This window comes from Pseudarthrobacter sp. SSS035 (genome assembly GCF_023273875.1).
Lineage (GTDB): Bacteria > Actinomycetota > Actinomycetes > Actinomycetales > Micrococcaceae > Arthrobacter.
Map to the genome: position 1 here is coordinate 3,623,966 of NZ_CP096882.1, position 21,492 is coordinate 3,645,457.

Annotated in this window: 13 protein-coding genes; 9 read left to right on the plus strand and 4 right to left on the minus strand. The window is 62.6% G+C overall.

Translation table 11 applies throughout. The features are described 5' to 3' along the window. The first annotated feature begins 56 nt into the window (after positions 1–56). On the plus strand, positions 57–4,910 hold the full coding sequence (locus tag MUN23_RS16765; protein WP_248759880.1) for an NAD-glutamate dehydrogenase: 4,854 nt from the start codon (positions 57–59) through the stop codon (positions 4,908–4,910). Between the two features lie 28 nt (positions 4,911–4,938). Then, entirely contained in the window at positions 4,939–6,408 is a 1,470-nt protein-coding gene (locus MUN23_RS16770) for a sensor histidine kinase (RefSeq protein ID WP_248759881.1), read from the plus strand. Between the two features lie 103 nt (positions 6,409–6,511). Here MUN23_RS16770 and MUN23_RS16775 read toward each other — a convergent pair whose 3' ends face one another. Further along, complete coding sequence (locus tag MUN23_RS16775; protein ID WP_003804966.1) at positions 6,512–6,760, minus strand: WhiB family transcriptional regulator; 249 nt, start codon at positions 6,758–6,760, stop codon at positions 6,512–6,514. A gap of 231 nt (positions 6,761–6,991) precedes the next feature. Between MUN23_RS16775 and MUN23_RS16780 the strand changes: the two genes are divergently transcribed. Further along, a complete protein-coding gene (locus tag MUN23_RS16780; protein ID WP_248759882.1) occupies positions 6,992–7,429 on the plus strand; it encodes a hypothetical protein in 438 nt (145 codons plus the stop codon). Positions 7,430–7,443: 14 nt separating this feature from the next. Here the strand turns inward: MUN23_RS16780 and MUN23_RS16785 are convergent, their stop codons facing one another. Beyond that, positions 7,444–11,448 carry an FtsK/SpoIIIE domain-containing protein gene (locus MUN23_RS16785; protein ID WP_248759883.1) on the minus strand — a complete coding sequence of 1,335 codons (4,005 nt, stop codon included), beginning with the start codon at positions 11,446–11,448 and terminating at the stop codon, positions 7,444–7,446. Between the two features lie 266 nt (positions 11,449–11,714). Between MUN23_RS16785 and MUN23_RS16790 the strand changes: the two genes are divergently transcribed. The 6 genes from MUN23_RS16790 (at position 11,715) to MUN23_RS16815 (ending at position 17,798) form a co-directional block, all read left to right on the plus strand. Then, positions 11,715–12,320, plus strand: coding sequence for an acyltransferase (locus tag MUN23_RS16790; RefSeq protein ID WP_248759884.1), 606 nt, complete (start codon positions 11,715–11,717; stop codon positions 12,318–12,320). Between the two features lie 129 nt (positions 12,321–12,449). After that, a complete protein-coding gene (glf, locus tag MUN23_RS16795) occupies positions 12,450–13,637 on the plus strand; it encodes a UDP-galactopyranose mutase (protein ID WP_248759885.1) in 1,188 nt (395 codons plus the stop codon). After that, positions 13,634–14,500 (plus strand): ABC transporter permease, encoded by an 867-nt coding sequence (locus MUN23_RS16800; protein ID WP_248759886.1) that lies wholly within the window; start codon positions 13,634–13,636, stop codon positions 14,498–14,500. Before glf ends, MUN23_RS16800 begins: the two co-directional genes overlap by 4 nt. After that, positions 14,500–15,228: an ABC transporter ATP-binding protein gene (locus MUN23_RS16805; RefSeq protein ID WP_248759887.1), complete on the plus strand. Its 729-nt coding sequence runs from the start codon at positions 14,500–14,502 to the stop codon at positions 15,226–15,228. The genes MUN23_RS16800 and MUN23_RS16805 overlap by 1 nt, the downstream gene beginning before the upstream one ends. 42 nt (positions 15,229–15,270) lie before the next feature. Next, complete coding sequence (locus MUN23_RS16810; protein WP_248759888.1) at positions 15,271–16,899, plus strand: glycosyltransferase; 1,629 nt, start codon at positions 15,271–15,273, stop codon at positions 16,897–16,899. Further along, positions 16,896–17,798: a glycosyltransferase family 2 protein gene (locus MUN23_RS16815; RefSeq protein WP_248759889.1), complete on the plus strand. Its 903-nt coding sequence runs from the start codon at positions 16,896–16,898 to the stop codon at positions 17,796–17,798. Before MUN23_RS16810 ends, MUN23_RS16815 begins: the two co-directional genes overlap by 4 nt. A 471-nt stretch (positions 17,799–18,269) precedes the next feature. Here the strand turns inward: MUN23_RS16815 and MUN23_RS16820 are convergent, their stop codons facing one another. Both MUN23_RS16820 and MUN23_RS16825 read right to left on the minus strand, forming a co-directional pair. After that, entirely contained in the window at positions 18,270–19,400 is a 1,131-nt protein-coding gene (locus tag MUN23_RS16820; RefSeq protein ID WP_248759890.1) for a polysaccharide pyruvyl transferase family protein, read from the minus strand. A 97-nt stretch (positions 19,401–19,497) separates the two neighbouring features. Further along, positions 19,498–21,477: a DUF6541 family protein gene (locus tag MUN23_RS16825; protein WP_248759891.1), complete on the minus strand. Its 1,980-nt coding sequence runs from the start codon at positions 21,475–21,477 to the stop codon at positions 19,498–19,500. Positions 21,478–21,492: the final 15 nt, after the last annotated feature.

Here is a 21,492-nt window from a genome sequence, read left to right on the forward strand (position 1 = left end):
CTCGCCGTAGGAGCTGCGACGGTGCAGCATCAAACTTGTGATGGAGGCGTTTGTTGATGTCGTCTGGATCCAGCGTGGAGGATCAAGCCTTGGCCATTGGTGACCGGGAGGGATTCCTCGCGGACTACTACCAGCATCTGGCTGAAGAGGATGCCCGGACCTATTCCCCGGAGGCGCTGGCCAGCCGGGCGGAAACCCACCGGGGTGTGGCCGCGAACCGGCAGCCGGGCCAGGCGCAGGTTTCCATCGTTAACGAGGCGGACAGCAGCGTCGTCTATGTCGTCACGGACGATATGCCTTTCCTCGTCGACTCGGTCAACGCCGAGCTTGTGCGCCAGAACGCCGCCATCGGGCTTGTGCTTCATCCGCTGTTCGTGGTGACCCGGAACCGGGAAACGGGGCAGCTGGTTAAAGTTGACCGCGTCCCCTCCCACATCGGTCTGTCCAGCGGTGATACGGCGGCGATGCCCATGCTGTCGCACCTCATCGCGCAGGGCGAAAACGCCTCCCACATGGAGTCGTGGATCGCCGTGGAAATCAACCGCGTCTCCGACGAGGCCAAGGCGGTGTTGCTGGACGGGCTGGACCGCATCCTCGGAGACGTGCGCGCCGCCGTCGAAGACTGGCCCAAGATGCGCAACAAGGCCCAACAGATTGCCGCGAGCCTGGACCAGGTGTCCCACCCGGCCCAGATTGCCGAACTGCGGCAGGCGCAGGATCTTCTGCGCTGGCTCGACGACGGCAACTTCACTTTCCTTGGATACCGTGAGTACGACCTCGTTACCGTCGACGGTGAAGATGTACTGGAACTGCGTGAGGACAGCGGCCTCGGACTGCTCCGGGCGAAGCCGGGCGCGCCGCATATGCAGCACCTCACCGACGCCGGCCGAAAAAAGGCCCGCGAAAAGCGGGCGCTGGTGATCACCAAGGCAAACTCACGGTCCACCGTCCACCGCCCCGCGTACCTTGACTACATCGGCGTAAAGAGTTTCGACGCGGCCGGCAACGTCAACGGCGAGCGCCGCTTCATCGGCCTGTTCGCAACCAGTGCCTACGCCGGATCCGTCCGGAACATCCCCGTCGTGCGCGAAAAAGTGGACGCCGTGCTCGCCAATGCCGGCTTCCCGCCGGACTCACACTCCGGCAAGGACCTTTTGGGGATCCTGGAGACGTACCCGCGCGACGAGCTGTTCCAGATCGAGACCGAGGACCTGGCGGCCACCGCCACCGGCATCCAGAAATTGCAGGAGCGGCGGCGGACCCGGCTGTTCCTCCGGCCGGACATTTACGGCCGTTTTATGTCCGCGGTGGTCTACCTTCCGCGTGACCGGTACACCACCAATGTCCGGCTCCGCATCGAGGAAGAATTACGGACCACGTTCAAGGCCGAGTCCATCGACTACGAAGCGCGGATGACCGAATCGGCCCTCGCCCGCCTGTTCTTCCGGATCCGCCTGCCCAAGGGCAGCGAGGTCAGCCACTTCAACGCCGATGAGCTTGAAGCGCGGCTGGTCCGGGCAGCCCGTTCGTGGAGTGAGGGCATCGCTGAAGTCCTGCGGGAACGCGGCGCCGATGAGCAGGCGAAGGAGCTTGCCGCGATCTGGTCGGAGGCTTTTCCGGCCGGCTACCGGGTGGATTACGAGGTCGAAGACGCGCTGGAGGACATCGCCCGGTTCGAGAAATATGGGGCTGAAGCCGAGCGCACGGCCGGTGCCAGGCAGGAACGGCCGGGCGTCCATGTGTACTTGCCCAAGGGCGCCGGTGAAGTCCTGGAGGAGGATGCCCGCGTCAAGCTGTACATGCTGGAGCCCAAGAGCCTGAGCCAGATCCTGCCGTTCTTCCACAATCTGGGACTCGAGGTGCTGGATGAGCGGCCCTTTGAGATCGAGACGGCCGACCAGCGGGACTTCTTCCTCTATGACCTCGGGCTGAAATACCCTGCCGGCATTGATCCGCTGGCCACGGGACAGCTGCTGGCTGACTCGTTCGGTGCCGCCTTATCCGGCGCCGTTGAGTCGGACAGTTTTGACCGGCTGGTGCTGCGTGAGGGGATGCAATGGCGTCAGATCACGGTCCTGCGGGCCTATGCCCGGTACATGCGGCAGATGGGAAATACCAACTCGGTGGGCTTCATGGCGGACACGCTGCTCGCCAATCCCGATGTCACCAAGGCCCTGACGGCTCTTTTCGCGGCCCGGTTCGATCCCGCCCTGAGCGGGACTGAGCGCCTTGCGGCGCAGGAGAAAGTCCGCGGCGAGCTGTCAGCCGCCATTGAAGAGGTGGCAACGCTCGACGCCGACCGTGTGCTGCGGACTTTGGCGAACCTGATCGAGGCGACCCTCCGCACCAACTACTTCCAGTACAAGACGCACCTGAGCTTCAAGCTCGATCCTGCCCGGATTGAGGGCCTGCCTTTCCCGCGGCCGATGTTCGAAATCTGGGTGTACTCCCCGCGGGTTGAGGGCGTCCACCTTCGCTTCGGCAAGGTGGCCCGCGGCGGCCTGCGCTGGTCTGACCGGCGCGAGGATTTCCGGACGGAGATCCTTGGCCTGGTGAAGGCGCAGACCGTCAAGAACGCGGTCATCGTTCCCACCGGGGCCAAGGGCGGCTTCTTCGCCAAGCGGCTGCCCGATCCCGCCGCGGACCGTGCCGCCTGGATGGCGGAGGGTGTTGAAAGCTACAAGACGTTCATCCGGGGCCTGCTGGACCTCACTGACAACCTCGTCACCGGAGCTGAAGGCGAAACTGTAGTGCCGCCGTCGGACGTTGTGAGGCACGACGACGACGATTCCTACCTTGTGGTGGCGGCGGACAAGGGGACGGCCACGTTCTCGGACATCGCCAACGGGCTGGCCGCAGAATACGGGTTCTGGCTCGGTGATGCGTTCGCCTCCGGAGGTTCCGTGGGTTACGACCACAAGGCCATGGGCATCACGGCACGTGGCGCCTGGGAGTCGGTCAAACGTCACTTCAGCGAGCTCGACGTCGATACCCAGACCCAGCCGTTCAGCGTTGTGGGCGTGGGCGACATGTCAGGCGATGTGTTTGGCAACGGCATGCTCCTGTCCCGGCATATCCGGCTGCTGGCAGCGTTCGACCACCGGCACATCTTCCTTGACCCCGCACCGGAAACGGAATCGTCGTTCGTGGAACGCCGGAGGCTGTTCGAACTGCCGCGGTCCTCGTGGGACGACTACGACAAATCCCTCATCAGCGAAGGCGGCGGCGTGTACGCCCGCCAGGCCAAGTCCATTCCGGTCTCGCGGCAGGTCCGGGCGGCCCTGGGCCTGCCCGAGGCGACCACCGAACTCAGTCCGCCGGAGCTCCTCCGCGCTATCCTGCTCGCCCCCGCAGACCTGCTCTATAACGGCGGGATCGGAACGTACGTCAAGGCCAGCACTGAGTCCAACGCCTCCGTGGGTGACAAGGCCAACGACAGCATTCGCGTGGACGGCAAGGACCTGCGGGTCAAGGTGGTTGGCGAAGGCGGAAACCTGGGCATGACGCAGCGCGGCCGCATCGAAGCCGCCCTGCAAGGGGTCATCCTGAACACCGACGCGATCGATAACTCGGCCGGCGTCGACTGCTCCGACCATGAAGTGAACATCAAGATCTTTGTAGACCGGATGGTGGCTGCGGACAAGCTGACCCCGGAGGAACGGGCCGGCTTCCTCGCCTCGATGACGGACGAGGTGGGGCGGCTGGTCCTCGAGGACAACGTGGACCAGAACATCCTGCTCCTGAACGACCGGATGCGGGTGGCCGAGTGGAGCCCCAGCTATGAGCGACTCATGGACTGGCTGGAAAAGTCGGCTGACCTGAAGCGTGACCTTGAAGCGCTGCCCAGCACCGAAACCCTGCGCGAGCGTTTGGGCCAGGGCCAGGGGCTGACGTCGCCGGAGCTGTCCGTGCTGGCTGCCTACGCGAAGATCGAGCTGGCCTCGGCGCTGCGTGACAGCGACCTCGCCGACGATCCGTGGTTCCGCGGGACGCTGCGCGCGTACTTCCCGCAGCAGCTGCGCGAACGGTTCGACGCCGAGCTGGACACCCATCCGCTGCGGCGCGAGATCATTGCCACGGTGGTGGCCAACGACATGATCAACCTGGGCGGCATCACGTTCGCCTTCCGGACCATGGAGGAAACCTCGGCCACGGAAGTGGCTGTGGCCAAGGCATTTGTGGCGCTCCGCGAGATTTTCGACCTCAACACCATGGTGGGGGAGCTGAACAGCCTGCCGGCGTCGTTCCCCACAGAGCACTGGAGCACCGTCCACCTGGATATCCGGCGTCTGCTGGACCGCGCTGTCCGGTGGCTGCTGGCGCAGGGCGGCACGTCCCGGCCCATCGCGGACACCGTGGCCGAGTTCAAGCCGCTCCTGGACCCGATGCGGGCCCGGCTCCTGGACTACCTGCGTGGTGATGACCGTGACCGCGTTGCGGACTGGCTGGAGACCGCGCGTGCGTGGGAACTCCCGGAGCGGCTTGCCTTCCGGTGGGCGGAGCTCTTCGAGAGCTTTGTCCTGCTGGACATCGCCACGATCGTGCATGCCCGTAAGGAGCCGGTGGAGGAGATTGCGGCCGTTTACTACACAGTGTTCAACCGCTTCCACGCTGACTCGCTGCTGGAACGGATCAGCAGCCTGCCGCGCCAGGACAGGTGGCAGGCACTGGCCAGGGCCGCACTCCGGGATGACCTCTATTCCACCGTCTCGGACATGACGACGGCGGTACTCGAGTCGACGGCGTCCGGAGACTCCGCGGAGGACAGGCTGAAGGACTGGGAACGCCAGAATGCCGAGCAGCTGGGCAGGGCAAAGAGCATGTTTGACGAGGTCAACTCGCTCGAGGCCGACGACATGGCCTCACTGTCGGTAGCATTGAGGCTCTTGAGGTCAATCGTCCGACGCTAGGAATCCCGGCGTCGTAACTGGAGGTGCAGTGGCAATCTTTACGGACCCCATCAGGGAACACGCTGATTTCGGGCCGGGCGATGCCGAATGGCTGCACCTCCTGGTGGGCGACTGGCAGATGGTCGCTGACCTGGCGTTCGCCGACTTGGCGTTGTGGTTCCCGCACCCGGATCACGGCTATGTGGCGCTGGCGCACGTCAGGCCGTCCACCACGCACACCGTGTTCCACGGCGACTTTGTGGGCGAGCCCATCCGGCAGGACCTGCAGCCGCTGGTGGACAAGGCCTGGAGCAGCCGTGCCATCGAGCGGTCCAGCGAGACCAACTGGAGCACTGACATGGCGTTGCGTGTGGAGGCTGTGCCGATGGTGCGCAACGGCCGGACCCTGGCTGTGGTGACCACCCACATGGACCTGTCCAGTTCCCGGATGCCGTCCCGCCTGGAGCTGACGTACCGGCAGTGCGCCTACGATCTCCTCCGGATGGGAACGCTGGGGCTGTGGCCTGATTTTGCCTCGCCCACCGGTTCGCGCCGCGGCGCGCCTCGTGTGGGGGACGGCCTGATCAGGCTCGATGCCGAGGGAATTGTGCAGTACGCAAGCCCCAACGGGGTATCGGCTTTCCGGCGGCTGGGCGACGGCGAGTCGCTGGAAGGCCGTTCCCTGGCGGAGGTGACCGCCGGCCTGCTGAAGGACCGGCGGCTGGTTGACGAAACGCTGCCGCTGGTGGTGACGGGGCGGATGCCGTGGCGTAGTGAGATTGAATCCCGTGGTGTGAGCCTGTCGCTGCGGGCCATCCCGCTGCGGGATGAGCAGCAGCGCTTTGGTGCGCTGGTGCTGTGCCGGGACGTGTCCGAACTGCGGCGCCGGGAGATGGAACTCGTTACCAAGGATGCGACCATCCGCGAGATCCATCACAGGGTGAAAAACAACCTGCAGACCGTTGCAGCCCTGCTGCGTATGCAGTCCCGCCGGATGGTCAGCGACGAGGCCAAGCAGGGCCTGGAACAGGCGATGCGGCGCGTGGCCACCATCGCGCTGGTCCACGAGACTCTTTCACAGGGATTGGCGCAGAGCGTTGACTTCGACGAGCTGATCGGCCGCCAGTTCAGGCTTTCCGCAGAGGTCGCCTCGCCATCGCAGCAAGTCAAGACCGAGCGGTCGGGACTGTTTGGGGAACTGCCCAGCGACTTCGCCACCCCGCTGGCACTGGTCATCAATGAACTGGTGACCAACGCCGTCGAGCACGGGCTCGAAGGACGGACCGGCACCGTGTGGCTCATCGCGGACCGTTCCGAAGAGGAAGACGGCGAGGAACTGCTGACCGTCACCATTGCCGACGACGGTGTGGGGCTGCCGGAGACTCCGCACGTCGAAGGGCTGGGGCTGCAGATTGTCCGCACGCTGGTTACCAGTGAGCTGGGCGGCACCATCGCGTGGCACCCGCGCGACGGCGGCGGGACGGCTGTCCAGATCCGCCTCAGCCTGGCGGCCAGGTAGCCCGGGGACCTTGCACGTGACTTAACAGCCGATGGCCGCAACCCGGAAGGGTTGCGGCCATCGTTGTGTGAGGCTGTTGGTGCTAGGGCCTTAAGGACCGAGCCTAGGAGGCGCGGCGGGCGCGTGCGGCGCGGCGCTTAAGGGCGCGGCGTTCGTCTTCGCTCATGCCGCCCCAGACGCCGGCGTCCTGGCCGGACTCGAGAGCCCACTGGAGGCACGTGTCAACGACGGGGCAGCGGCGGCAAACGCTTTTGGCTTCCTCAATCTGGAGGAGGGCAGGCCCTGTGTTTCCTACGGGGAAAAACAGTTCCGGGTCCTTGTCGAGGCACGCCGCGCGGTTACGCCAATCCATGCTGATCAGTTGCTCCAATTCTGGGAAGAGCTCTTTGTGAAATAATTCACTAGTAGCTACAAAGGAAAAGGGCCCTGAGGGGCCCCCTTGGTCATCTCAGTCAAGCCTGTCATGTTAACGCTGTGTAAACAAGGGGTAATACAGCTTGAAATCCCCGGATAGCTGAGCGATACATCACACGGGCATTGCCGACCCCCGCCACTGTCCGACTATCTCCGGTAGGGTGCCAGTGTGTCAAGACCCCCCACGAACCCTGCAGATCCGTCGCCATCCACGCGCCCGCGCGGCATTGTGGCGATAGCCCTTGTTGTTGCCGCCGAGGCCACCGCGCTATTGGTTGCCGGCGCCTGGTACGGCTACGAACTCCTGGCCGGTGCACCGGTCCTGTCTTTTTGGGGAGCCGTATTTACTCTGGTCCTCTTGCTCGCTTTCTCGGCCTGGCTCTATTCGGTGGGGCACTTCCTCTTCCGAGGGCGCCGGTGGACGAGGGCAGCGGCGCTGGTCGCCCAGCTGTTTGTCCTTACTATCGGCGTCCCGACCCTTACCGGCGGCGTCATTTGGGCGGGGATCGCCATGGTGGTGCCGGCGCTTGCGGCCATAGTGCTCCTGTTCGACAAACGCGTCATCAGCTACGCATCCCGGACAGGCGATCCGCCTCCGGCGTTCTAGGCACCACCGGCACTTTAGGCGGCCAATCCGTCCTTCAACTGATCCGGCGGTACCCAGCCCAGCTGGACGGCGGTGGCGCGGCCGTTCTGGATGAGAACGCTCCGTCCCGGTGGCGGGTTGGGTTCCGCCTCGAAGCGGACCCCTAAGAGGTCTCCGTCCATAAAGGTCCGGGGCGCGATCAGGATGCCGCAGCCCAAGTTGCGTGCCTGGAGCGCCAGTGGAACCCGCTGGGCGAGTATCGGACTGTATCCCACGGTCATAACCACCGTGATTCCTAGCGTGTTGAGGTCGGCAAGGTCACGGGTGACGTCCTGCAGCAGCAGGTCCGCATCGTCAACCAATGCCACCGAGTTCCGTTCCAGGCCGCCCGTGGTGGCTTGGCGCAGGATCCCGGACCAATAGGCACCCGGTTCGGTGTCCTGCTCCGGCATAAGCCACGGTCCTGCTTCAGGGTTGACGTTTGGCAGGAGCCGGAGAAAAGACGACTTGCCAGACGAAGGGCCGCCCAGCACGGCCAGCACTCCACCCGCGGGAGCCCGGACGGATATCGGTTCAAGTTCGTCGCCGCCTACGCCGATGCGGAGGACGCGCTGCCCCGGCGGGATCCTGCCTTTCGGTTCAGCTTGGATCTGAGGGGCCGCCCGGTTCAGGATCCGGGCCGCCGGAACCACGGCCGGCAGGGGCTCCACTCGGAATGGTCGACGCCGCGGGGAGGGCTCCGGCGCTTGGGCTACCCCCGGATCTGCGGCCTCAGCGCCGGCAGCCGTGTAGAACTGGCAGACTGTAGTTCTTCCACCCGACAGCGCGCCCACAGCGACGCCCCTTCCCACCGCGGGCGCTGTCGGAGGCAGTTTCGGCCAGGCAATCCGGCTGTCCTCGCTGGATCCGGTCGGGAAGTACACCCGGTTGGGAATGGCTGGGAAGAACCTGGAAGTGACCAGTTCCCGGTGTCCCGAGATGATCACCGTGATACCGGCCCGGTTTCCATCCCGGACAAGGTCATGGAGAACGTCTTCGGCCCACGCCAACGGCCCGGCACGTAAGGCCGAGAGCCAGGATCCCCAGCCAGCGATCACGAGCACGAGCGGCATGTCGTCGTCACCGGCGGGACGTCCCAGCCGGAGTGACTGCTCCCGTGCCAGACGCTCCAGGATGCGTACGGCACGGCGAAGCTCGTGCAGTCCTGCCGTGGCGCCCACCCTGCAGTGGGAAGCCAACCCCACGAACGACCTGTCCGGGTCCAGCACATACAAGTGGGATTCGCGGGCGTGGGATGCCAAGCCGAGGACTGCCAGCCGGATGGCCTCGGGCACTCCTGATTCCGGTCCGCCAATAAGGGCCAGGTGTCCGTGGCCGGCAGGTTCCCAGATCAAGGGTGCGGTTCTCTGTTCGGCAGGCAGGTCCATCAGGCCGAGCGTCACGGACCAATTGGTGGCACCGGCGTCGGCCTTGGTCCTGTCACTGGCGCCATCGTCGTCGTCAGCGTCGCCTTCTGCGGTCCCGGGGGTGGACGAGCCTGCAGGTTCGGGGAGGAGACAGGGGAGCGGTGCAGCAATCGGCTTCCGGATGGCCGGACGGTTCATGGTCTCCCACAACGCGGACATGGAAGCTATTAACGGGGCGGTTGCCTCGGCAGGCGTCGGTTCGTGCCTGGCGGATCCGGAACCCCCCAGCACTGCAGGGGCATCGATGTACTCGGAGGCCAACCATACCGAGATTCCGGCGGGTTCGGATCGGATGGCTCCGGCTGTCAGGGATCCGGCCTGGAACTCCAGCGGAACCTCCGTTCCGCGGGCCAGGTAAGCCCGGCCCGGAGTATCGACGCCGATCCCGGCCGCGGCTTTCGAATTGATGATGTCCACGGATTCCATCTCCGACTGGACGCGCAACGCGATGCTGGTGGTGACGTTGGCGCGGATGTCGGCCGTCAGCGCGCCCTGGGGCCGTTGTGTGGCCATGATCAGGTGGATACCCAAGGAACGGCCGATGGCGGCGATCCTCATCAATTCCCGGAGCGATTCGGGAGCATCCTCCACCAGCATCCGGAATTCATCTATGACAATTACAAGATGGGGGAGCGGCGACGCGCGGCCCGCCGACGTTGCCCGGAATGACGTCAGGTCCGGTGCCTGAACTATCGCAAGGCTCTGTTCCCGGAATTTGATCTCGGCGCGGAGGGACTGCAGGGCGCGTTGGAGCTCATGGCTGCTCAGGTCGGTGAGCATACCCACACAGTGCGGGAGCCCGGTCAGGGGTCCGAGTCCGGAGCCGCCCTTGAAATCCACAAAGAGGAAGTTGATGCGGTCCGGCGCGTAGCTGAGGGCGAGAGCAACCGTGATGCTGCGCAGGAGTTCGGATTTTCCTGAGCCAGTGGTCCCGGCGACCAGCAGGTGGGGTCCGTCGTTTTGGAGATCGAGTGTCCGGACACCCTCAAGACCGCGCCCGATGGGAACGGCAAGCCCGGGCAAGCTGTTGTTTGCTGACCACCGCCTGGATGTTTCGGGCGTGGAGTGGGAGAGCAGCTCTACAAGCCGGCAGGACGTGGGGATGGACCGTCCCGCACCAACTGGCTGGTCTGCCTCCCGCGCCAGTCGACGGCAAAACCTGTTGAAGACGTCAACGGGCGCCAGATCAGGAGCGAATCGGATGCCGTCATTGAACACAGACGAGCGTTCACCGAGTTCTACGTCAGCATTCGTCAGCGCGGACCCGCCTTCGGGGGCATGGATGACCTGCCACCCGTGTTCCAAGGCCGTTGCCGTGATCCTGGCCGAGGACTCCGTGCCGTCCATAAGAAGGAGCAGGCCGTGTCCATGGGCAGGTCCGAAGCCTCGCTTAAGCAGGGTCCCGAGGGTACTCGAGTTACTGGAAAGGGTGACGCCGTCCAGATACCGTGCGGCCAGGGGGAGCTGCTTCGCCTTGCCATGGACGACCACCCGGGTATTCCGGCCCAGCGGATAACCGGCAATCTGCATCAGGAGTGAGCGCACCAGCCCGTCGACGGCGGCGCGTGGCCCGCGGATGGTGGTGAGGGGTCTGGCCGGACTCAACGTTAGTGGCAGCATGCCGGCTGAAGGGACAGCGCGTCCCGGATCCCTGGGCTCGAACCGGAGGTTGGCCGGCTGGATTGCCTGGCCCAGCCGCAGCCAGATGCCCTCGTTGGTGCGCGGCCCGGCACGGTCCCTCCCTGTTGGATCCCCGATGGTCAGGTCCGAGAGCGGCGGCGCGGCCCGCCGTCGTCGTTCCTGGTCCTGGGTGACCGCGGCCCTGACCGCGGCAGCGAGTTCGCGGCGTTGCCGGCGCCCGCCGATCACCGGCACCAGGATGGAGATCGCCGAGACGGCCGTGAAAGCCAGGAACATCCACATTCCGGTTACGACGGCAAGCCCCACACCAATGACCACCGGCAGCACAGCCGTCAGAAGCAGTGCGGCGCGGTTCATGGGATCGTCGCGCCGGCTGATAACCAACGGCTCGTGGACATCCATGCCCGCGTCCGCCAGGCCGTCACCCGAACGCTCAAGGAACACCAACGACATGGTGGAGTTGCCACAACGAATGGTGGAGCCCGTCGAAATCACGGCATTCCGCACGCGCTCGCCGTCCACATCGGTGCCGTTGGCGCTGTCCAGATCAACAATCGTGATGGCTGTCTCGGTGACCACCAGGTGTGCGTGGGCCCGCGAAACGTCGGCGTCTGGGATGAGAATGTCGGCATTGCTACGGCCGATTGTGTACGTGCCCCGCCGCAGCGGCACAACCGTCCCCGCGCCGGAACCGCTGTGGACGGCCAATGCCAGTGACGCCGGAGGCTCGGAGGTGCGCGGCCGGAACCTGCGCGCTGTGAGGTCCGCCCCGTCGACGAGCGTGGCTCCGTTGACAAGCGGAGGACGTCCGAGCCTGAGCTCAGCAACGTTCTGGCTGCCGACAGAGACAATTCCGGTCCCGAAATTTGCCGCCAGCGCGGCCTGCAGTTCCGCACCGGCAGCCCCGTGCGGACCCTCAATGGTCAGCTCCACGGGTGGTTCCTGTTGAGCTGCGCCCGGGCTCCGAACGAGCGTGCAGTGCAGCGGCATGATGTGAGAGTCCTAACGGTCGGCTGCTCCCTTCAAGCTAGTCGTCAGGCTGGAGCGTGTCGCGGGGGTGAGGGCCGTATGTGGATAAAGGCAGCGGACTTCGCCACCGGATCGTGTCCGTAGGCCGCGGGCCCCGGTTAGGGTCAGTGGCACTACGCCGCACGCAATGTTGGAGCCCTCCACCAGAAGGAACGGTTCCCGTAAGTTCAGTGGAAGCAAGCGCAGACGTTTCAGCCAGCTCCGAGACAGGAAACGAGTCCAGGATCTCGCACCTTGCACAGGTCCGCGAGGGCGCCAGGCTAGGGGAGAACTGCATCATCGGCCGCGGCGCCTACATCGGTCCCGGCGTACATCTGGGAAACAACTGCAAGCTGCAGAGCTATGCTCGGGTCTACGGGTCTACGGGTCTACGGGTCTACGGGCCTGCGGTGCTTGGGGAGTGTGTGTTCATTGGGCCGGCGGTGGTGCTGACGAAGGACGTGTTTCCACGGGCCATCAACGCCGACGGGACGCTCAAGACCGAGGACGACTGGGACAAGGTTGGCGTCACTATCAAAGAAGGGGCCGCGATCGGAGCCCGCGCCGTATGCATTGCGCCGGTGACCATCGGTGCCTGGGCCACGGTAGCCGCCGGCGCAGTGGTGACGCGCGATGTGCCCGACTTCGCTCTGGTGGCGGGTGTCCCAGCCAAACGCATTGGCTGGGTGGGTCAAGCGGGACTTCCGCTGCGTGGGGACAATGGATGGTGGGTGTGCCCGCACACCGGGAGCCGCTACGAGGAGCACGACGGCGGGCTCCGGGAAGTGGCGGATTAGCGGCCATTTGGTGGCGGCTGGGGCGAGTCCTGCCTCACTGGATTAGTAGGTCACGATGGGGTCTCGGGTAGGCTGGTGCAGCAGACAATGCGCAACATTGCGCTGCCCGCTTTCGAACCAGGAGATTTTGTGACCGCTGACCTCGTCATCGTAGGGTCGGGCTTTTTCGGCCTGACAATCGCAGAACAGGCCGCCACTGAGCTCGGCTTGAAGGTGGTCGTCCTCGACCGCCGCCACCACATTGGTGGAAACGCGTACAGCGAAAAAGAAGAGCAGACGGGGATCGAAGTGCACCGTTATGGCGCACACCTGTTCCACACCTCGAACGAGCGCGTGTGGGAGTACGTGAACCGGTTTACCACGTTCACGAATTACGTCCACAAGGTCTACGGCGTACACAAGGGCGAGGTCTATTCCCTGCCCATCAACCTGGCCACGATCAACCAGTTCTTCCGCGCCAACCTGACGCCGGCCCAGGCCCAGGCCCTGATCCAGGAACAGGCTGGCGAGCTCGCTGGAACTGATCCGCAGAACCTGAACGACAAGGGCATCCAGCTCATCGGGCGGCCGCTCTACGAAGCTTTCATCAAGCACTACACCGGCAAGCAGTGGCAGACTGATCCCAAGGACCTGCCGGCCGGTATCATCTCTAGGCTCCCGGTGCGCTACAACTACGACAACCGGTACTTCAACGACAAGTACGAGGGCCTGCCCACCAACGGGTACACGGCCTGGATCGAAAAGATGGCGGAACACCCGAACATCGAAGTACGACTGAACACGGACTTCTTCGACGAGTCGCACGAGTACAGCAAGGAAAACGTCGTAGGCAACATCCCCGTGATCTACACAGGCCCTGTTGACCGGTACTTCGACTTCGCCGAGGGCGACCTTTCGTGGCGCACCATCGACTTCGAAGAAGAAGTTCTCGACGTTGCTGATTTCCAGGGAACTTCGGTGGTCAACTACAACGACGCCGATGTGGATTACACCCGCATTATCGAGCCGCGCCACTTCCACCCTGAACGCGACTACCAGACGGAAAAGACCGTTATCATGCGCGAATTCTCCAGGGCTGCGGAGAAGGGCGACGAGCCCTACTACCCGATCAACACGCCCACGGACAGGGAACGCCTGCAGAAGTACCGGGACCTGGCTGCAGCCGAAAAGAACGTTCTCTTCGGCGGACGGCTCGGCACGTACAAGTACCTCGACATGCACATGGCCATCGGCTCGGCCCTGACCATGTTCGACAACCAGATTCGTCCGCATTTCGAAGGCGGGGCCATGATCGAAAGCGGAGGCGTGGACGCATGAGCGGTGAGTTGCTTGCCGCCCCCGACAACGGCGGCGGGCTCCTTGACGTCATTCGCCGCAGGGGTTTGCTCCGCCTGATCGTCCGTAAAGAACTCAAGGTCAGATACCGGAGCTCCGTTCTGGGCCTGCTTTGGTCCTACGTCCGCCCCGCAGTGCAATTCGTGGTCTTCTATTTCGCGCTAGGTGTTTTTCTCGGGCTCAATAAACAGCCGAACTTCGTCATATACATGTTCTCGGGAATCATCTTAGTGAACTTCTTCTCTGAAGCATTCGGGCAGGCCACGCGTTCTGTAGTAGCCAACGGCGCCCTGGTGAAAAAAATCTACCTTCCTCGCGAGCTGTTTCCGGTTGCGTCAGTGTGGGTCGCCATCGTGCATTTTCTCCCACAATTCCTGATCTTGCTGGGCGCATGCTTCTTCTTCGGCTGGACGCCCAGCGTGGCGCAGCTGATCGGAGCCGTGGGGGCTTTTGTGATGGTGACCATTCTGTCGCTTGGCCTCGGCCTCCTGTTTGCTGCGGCAAACGTGATGTTCCGTGACTCTGAGAACATCGTTGATCTCATGCTGATGATGGCCACATGGTTTTCTCCGGTCCTCTACGCCTGGTACTTAGTGCGCGATACGCTCGGGGAAACGTTTTATTTCTTTTATCAGCTGAATCCGATGACTATTGCGGTGGAGATCTTCCATGCTGCTTTCTGGTCACCAACAGCCGCCGTGAGGATGGCACCGGAGGGTGCCCGTTTGCCGGATAATCTCCTGTCCATCTGGCTGCCCGTGGGCTTGATTATTTCCTTGTTAATACTGGCCTTGGGACAGTCTGTGTTCCGACGCCTCGAAGGCAGATTTGCACAGGAGCTGTGATGGCAGAAGCTATTGTCGTTGAGAACGTTTCCAAGCGGTTTAACCTCCGGCACACCCGTTCCCTGAAGGAAACAGTCGTCTGGCTGTTCAAAGGGCGCCGGGGCGACCTATCGTCAACATTCATGGCGTTGGACGGAGTCGACATCAAGGTGGACTCCGGTGAGTCAGTGGCCTTGCTCGGGTTCAACGGGTCAGGCAAATCGACGTTACTGAAACTCATTTCAGGTGTAATGAGTTCCGATACGGGCAGCATCCGAACACGGGGAAAAGTTGCAGGCCTCATCGAAGTCGGCGCCGGTTTCCACCCAGATCTTACCGGACGTGAGAACGTCTACCTCAACGGGGTGATCCTGGGAATGTCGGAACAGGAAACGGCCGATAGATTCGATGAGATCGTCGAGTTCTCCGAAATCGGAAAGTTCATCGACACTGAAGTTAAGTTCTATTCGTCTGGGATGTTTCTCCGTCTGGCTTTCTCAGTCGCGGTCCACACCAAGCCCGACGTCTTCCTGATTGATGAGATACTTTCGGTCGGCGATGAGCCTTTCCAGAAGAAGTGCCTGGCGCGGATACAGGAGCTTCGGGATTCGGGCACCACTTTGGTGGTAGTCAGCCACGATCTGGATATGGTGAGCAAGGTCTGTGACCGCGGGGTGGTACTCCGCCAGGGCATCAAGATTGCTGATGGCCCAATCGAAGATGCGGTCCGCGTTCTGCGGGAAAGTTGAACGGAAATAAGCAAATGAACGTGATTGCAGCGGGGAACCTTCATGAATAATGCCCACAAGCTCTTTGAAGTAGTCGATGACGGCGGTTCGGGCCTCGCCGGCGGCGAAAGCCGCCTCTCAGGCCGGGAGCTCGGCCTGCTTGTCGGCGCCCTCAATTACCACTCTCTGGTCCAACCTGGCCGCGAATTCAAGGTTGTCGTTTTGCGCGGGCCGGAGGAAGAAATTCCAAAACTGACAGGGAAAGCCTGCCACAGCCTTGTGTGGGAGGCTAACCGAGTGGTTATGTGCACTGTTGACATACGGAGCACTGTCGGCGGAGGACCGGAAGGCAACACTGCCCTGGTGCCCCTGGTTATTGACTTGGGTGGGAAAGGTGCGGAAGGCGGAACTCCGTTCTACGACCGATCGGGCCTGAAAGGCAGAATCTTCAGCAAAGCGCGTTTTGGCGCTCCGATCGCCTTCGACGTCCTACGTCAGGGGCTCACCGACGTATACGAGAAACACGTCACGCCTAAACGTCGGCCTACCCGAATGGCGCCGCCTCAGTCAATCCCGTCATCTGTAAACCCCTCTTCACGAAACCGTCAGCCTGCAATCCTATTTGGACTGCACTGGCTGGAAATGGGCGGGGCCGAGAAGTGGGCGTTTGAAACCATTGCCTTGGCCAAGGAAGCTGGATTCCTGCCAATTGTCGTGACGGACCGTGACTCATCCCATCCGTGGATTGACCGTGCTGAACTTGATGGCGCCCTGGTCTTGCCCCTTAGCACCCCGCTTCCCGAAACTGCGGACGCTGACCTAATGCTGACTCTGCTATCGGAATTTTCTATCCGTGGGATCCACGTGCACCACAACGGCTGGCTGTATCACAGACTGGCGTGGTTCAAGGCCATGGACCCGTCGATTCAGATAGTGGACTCCCTCCACATAATTGAATGGCGGACCGGAGGATTCGCGGAGGTGGCCGTCAAGCTTTCGAACACCATCGACCTGCACCATGTCATTTCACCGCAGCTTAGGGACTACCTAACCCTCCAACGGGACGTGCCAAAGGACCGCGTGGCCCTGGCACCTCTCTATGGTCTGAACAGCGGACGCCCAGCAGTCTCCGCGGCTCCTGAGACTCATCGCCCGTTCACTATCGCCTTCGTGGGGCGGCTCAGCCAGCAGAAGCGCCCATACCTATTCCTCCGTTATGCGGCCGCGCTCCGCCGCGCGGCAGACCGCGACGTTCAATTTGTCCTCCACGGAGACGGGATCCTCTCCGACGAGACCAACCGGCTGGTGCGCCATTACGGCCTGGCCGATTGCATTGAACTGCGCCGTCCCCCGCGTTCTGTGGACGACACGCTGGCCGAAGCAGACCTTCTGGTGATCTCGTCGGACAACGAAGGCCTGACATTGACCACCTTCGAGGCCACGGAGCGCAACGTCGCGGTGCTTTCCACGGACGTCGGTTCCCAGGCTTCCTTGGTGTCCGGCAAAGCGCTCGTGCCACGCCAGCCGTTCGCCTTCGTCAGCGCGGCTGTGAAGTTGACCAAGGAGATCATGGCGTCCGAGGAGCTGCGCCAAGAAATCATCGCTGAGCAGGGTGAAAAGATCACAGCGCTCAAAGAACTACCCGATGCGCGCGCCTGGACCAAAGCACTTTACGAAGGATGGAAAGAATGACCGAAGAAACTGCAGCCGTTGTTGTCACTTACAACAGGGTCGACAAGCTCGGGCGGGTTCTCGATTCGATCCTCGCTCAGAGCCGCCCAGTCGACAGGCTCATTGTCGTCGACAATGCCAGCACCGACTCCACCCCGGAACTGCTGTCTGTGTATGCCGACGACCCCCGCGTCGAGATACTTCGGCTTGAGACGAACACGGGCGGAGCCGGCGGGTTCTCAGCTGGGATGGAAAGGGCCTTTGAGCGCGGTGCTGATTGGGTGTGGATTATGGATGACGACTGCTACACCGAGGAATCGGCTCTTGAGCGGCTGTTCAGCGGACATGAGGCCGCCGAAAAGGAACTGGACAGAGCCGTTCCATACAGTTGCTCGCTCGTCCGCTACACTGACGGCTCAATCTGCGAAATGAACAACCCGGGCACCACCTGGGACTGGGCTAGGCTCATTGCCAGGGATCAGAACACGGTCTTGGTCACCAACTGCTCATTCGTGTCCGTCCTGATTCCCAGGCGCACTATCGCGAGGTTTGGTCTCCCTCTAGTTGAGTACTTCATCTGGTTCGATGACATGGAGTACACCTTGAGGATCAGTGCTGACGGTCCTGGGGTCCAGATTCTGGACAGTGTCGTTACGCACGATATGCCGGATAACCGTGGAGTGAACTTTGGAGACCTGAATCCGGGAAATGCCTGGAAGTTCTTCTATGGCGCTCGAAACGAGTCCTCATACCGCTGGCACCATGACAACAAGCTCGAATGGCTGAAGTTTGTACTGACCACCTATGGCTGGATGGTCAAGGGTGGCGTCGGCCGTAGGCTCCAGTTGGCTGTCGCGGGCAAGATCCTTGAAGGCGTCAAGTTCAATCCGCAGCCGAAATTCGCTCGTACCGTCCGCTAAGTGGCGCTTCCTGCGAAGCACGCAAATGAAGGAGCCCCCAAGGCGACTGCGACCTGAATTGATGGAGCAGTCGACGGATTCTTTGCAGATTCGTATTGGTTAGGGAAATCGGAGTACCAGCGCGGCGTCCGTTTTGTTTCAGACGACTTGCGGCTGAAATAAGGTCGGGCCACGTTCTTGCCCTTCCAACGTCTTACCGAGCCGTATGTACTTTACGTCCCCAGCCAGCGTCCGTTATCTCTGATAGCTGGGAAAATGGTCCGTACTCAGTCTCCCGCCGATTAGAGGACACACGAGTCGGGCAGCGCCAGCATGCACAAATTCACAGACTGCGGACTCGTGTGCTCGTTCGCGGCCGCGGACCCCGGCTACTTCCGGATCGGGCGAACGACGCATGGCTCAAAAGGCGTCTTTGTAGCTGGACCGCTCCGTGGCTAGGGCAGTTAGCGCTCTAATTGTTGTTTGGGAAGTCTATAGAGACGGGTAAAAAGAAAAGGCCTCGGCCCGTTTTTTGGCGGCTAGCCGCAGGGCCTTCGATGGGAATGTTGGATCAGTGCTGGGTTCCGGAAGAGCGGAACCGTCGTTGGCCGACACATATGTCCACCCTGTGCCGAGATTCAGCAGTGACCGATGTTTGATGTCGTAGTAGTCATCGAGGATGCCGATGGCAACCCCACTTGCGCCGGCCGCAGCGGCAACCATGTGCGGGTGGAATCGTGAGGTGTACCAGGACTGACCAGGGCGGGCCGGCAAACCGTCCCTCCAGACATGAACGAACGGAACAAAGTTTTCCTCGGGAATCAAGCCCTCAAGGGCGTCAAACATCCTTCGGTCGGAGCCAGGAATCGCCTCGACGTAGCCGACGGACAGGCCCTTCGCAAGTGCTGACTCCACCACTACATGAAGCTTGTCCCGCAGCCGTGTGAACGTCTCGTCGCGCGTCATATCGCTTTGGATGCAGAGCATTACATCTTTGGCCCGCTCGGTAACGATCGGGGAGTGAAGCCGCGTCAGTTCGAACGGCAGGCCCAGGAACACGTCGTCGAGGCCAATCTCAATGCCGAATGCTGCGGCGCTGGCAGAATCTCGTACGCTGACTTTGTCGAACGAAGAGAACGTTTCCTTGAGCTGCTTGCCGTTGTCGGGTGGGGGCATCAACCCCAGCCCGGAGCCCAGCAGACGGCATCCGATCAGCCTCGCAGCGGCGCCCATCCCGGACACGAGGCCCACATGGTCCGGCCAGACTCCGTTGATGTAGCCGCCACCGAGTAGATGGACTGACTGAGCCTGACCCAGCTCCGTGACCGCCACGTCATACATCGGAGTACCGCCATGTGTAACTAGATGGTCGACGTGGTCCCAGACCCCGTGCGCCGACTGGTCAGGTGCCTCGAAGCAGTAGCGCCAAAGTGTGTTCGTCGCATGAAAATCCGGGTGAATACCGTCGAATAGTGCACTTGCCGTGCCAGGATTGGGACAGTCCAACCAGACGCGAGACTTGGGACGTACACGGGCCAAGAATCGTAGCCACGAAGCCACGATCAGCTCGTCGCCGTAGTTCGGATTTCCGCCCGAAGCGACGAGGTAGATATTCTCAGTCATCGGCCAAGGTTAACACTTTGGTTGCTGGCTCTCCAACCGATCCCAGGTCCCGCCACGACGACGCCCGTCGGCGACGTTGACGCCGCAAGGGCCAACATCAGCTAGGGCAGGAGGTTACCTTGAGGAGCCGGGCGTGGCCTTCGCTGTCAACGACCGTGGTGGTCGGCGATGACACGTCGACAAGTCCGGGGAATCCGGTGGCAGCAGCCGAATTGGCTAGGTACCTCGAACCGAAGTCCAAAATAAACTCAATTTTCCGTTCCGAAGCGATCCGGCATGCGTCGGAACCGGCGGAGGCGCTTCCGATCTCCTGATCGATCAGACGCAACTCGTCGTCGTTAGCGGAAAACATGTGGTAAGTAGTAACTTTTCGTCCTGACAAGGCGTACGCCAAAGAGCCGCCGTTCCACGGGTTCACGGCAATAACCACGTCCTCAGGCACGTTGGTGGGCAAGCGCTGGATCAAGGCCAGCTCTTCACTATCTACAATGGGTGCCTGAGCGTCCATGACGTATGCCTTCTTGGCCTCTTGCGTGATTCCCCCCATGGTTCCCCATTGGGTCGACAGGCCAATCGCCATGATGAACACGAATGCGGCCGTGGCCTGCGCCGCTACGCGAGGGTGGATCTTGACCGATCGTGCAACGCGGCCCAACATATGAACCACAGGCACCTTGAATGCGTCCCACAGGAACAGGCTTCCAATCGACGCCAAGACGACGGTGAAAATGGGCAGAAGCGCTGCCAGCCGATAACTGTCCTGGTACCAGCCCCCTGTCAGCGTCATCCGCCAAATGCCCTTGGGGGCGGACGCGGTGGTGATGTAAAGGATCACCGGCATAAGCCAGCACAGGACGATCCAGAGGTCCCGGGAGTTCCGCAGTACGCGCTGCAGGCCGATGAGGGTCAGGATGGACACGGCCCATGCGACTGGACGCCCGATGGGTGCATTCAAAATGACTTCGCCCACCGCGCCGGTCTGGCTCGTGAACGGCGCCCACCCGTCGTATTCAACGAGCGGCCGTAAAACCCGCCAGACCAGGGCAAACACCAGCAGTCCCGCACCGGTTGCCCCGATGATGATCAGCGGCTGCACCGGACGGAACTTGCGATCACGAAGTCCCAACAGCTCGCGGCCAGCGACCCACAGGCCGAGGGGGAGCGAGAACGCGACCAGGGACAGGAGCCCGTTCGTCTGTGACAGCGCCAGCGCGGGGACGGCCACGGCCAGGGCCATCCACAACGTGTTCGGGTCTTCACGTTTGTCGAACCCAACCCGGCACAGTCCAATGACGAGTGCCAAGGCCGCCGGCAGCAGGGCGTAGGACAGGATGTTTGGGTACAGCGGGCCGAAGTCCATGATGGAGATCGGGAATGCCGTGAACCCTGCGGCGAAGACGCCCGTGAGGGCCAGGGCCACGGGCCGTGGCCCGACGATCTGGTGCACCAGGAAGATCAGCGCGGCCGGCCAGACCACCGCGCCAATGATGATGTTGAAGACGTTTTCAGCAACAACCACGTCAGAGGCGGAAAGCTGAGCGACCAGGGCCGCTGTGGAGTGCCACGCGGAGGGGTAGATCGCGCCGCCGCCTTCGCCTCCCGCCATGCCTCCGAGTGTCAGTGAGGATGCGTTGCCGGTTTCGAGAATGTAGCGGATGGCATTGAGGTGGAACACATTGTCAAAACGCTGAGCGAAGTTCTCCGGGGTGCCAATGACCTCTGCGAGTCGCCGTGCGGTTAGGAATGCGCCAAAGGCCATGCCGGTGGCGGCTCCCGCCCAGGCGCGGAAAGGTGTCGGTTCCTGGGCTGCAACCTTGGCCTTAAGCACAAAGCGTCGCAGGGACCACGCGGCGGTGGAGGCACCCGCCGTGGTCAGCAGCAGTGGGAGGAGGTTCCATCGGAGGCCCACAGCGCCGGCAGCGATTCCCGCTACTCCGATGATGCCGACAGTGAGCAGGGGCGCAAGGCACAGAAGCGGCAGCCGCCGGGCTCCCATGAAGTAGGCAAGCACTCCGCCGGGGCCGAAAGTGATGAGGAGAGCAACGGCAAATGCGGGCAGGGCGTTCCACCAGGACATGAAGGGCTATACCTG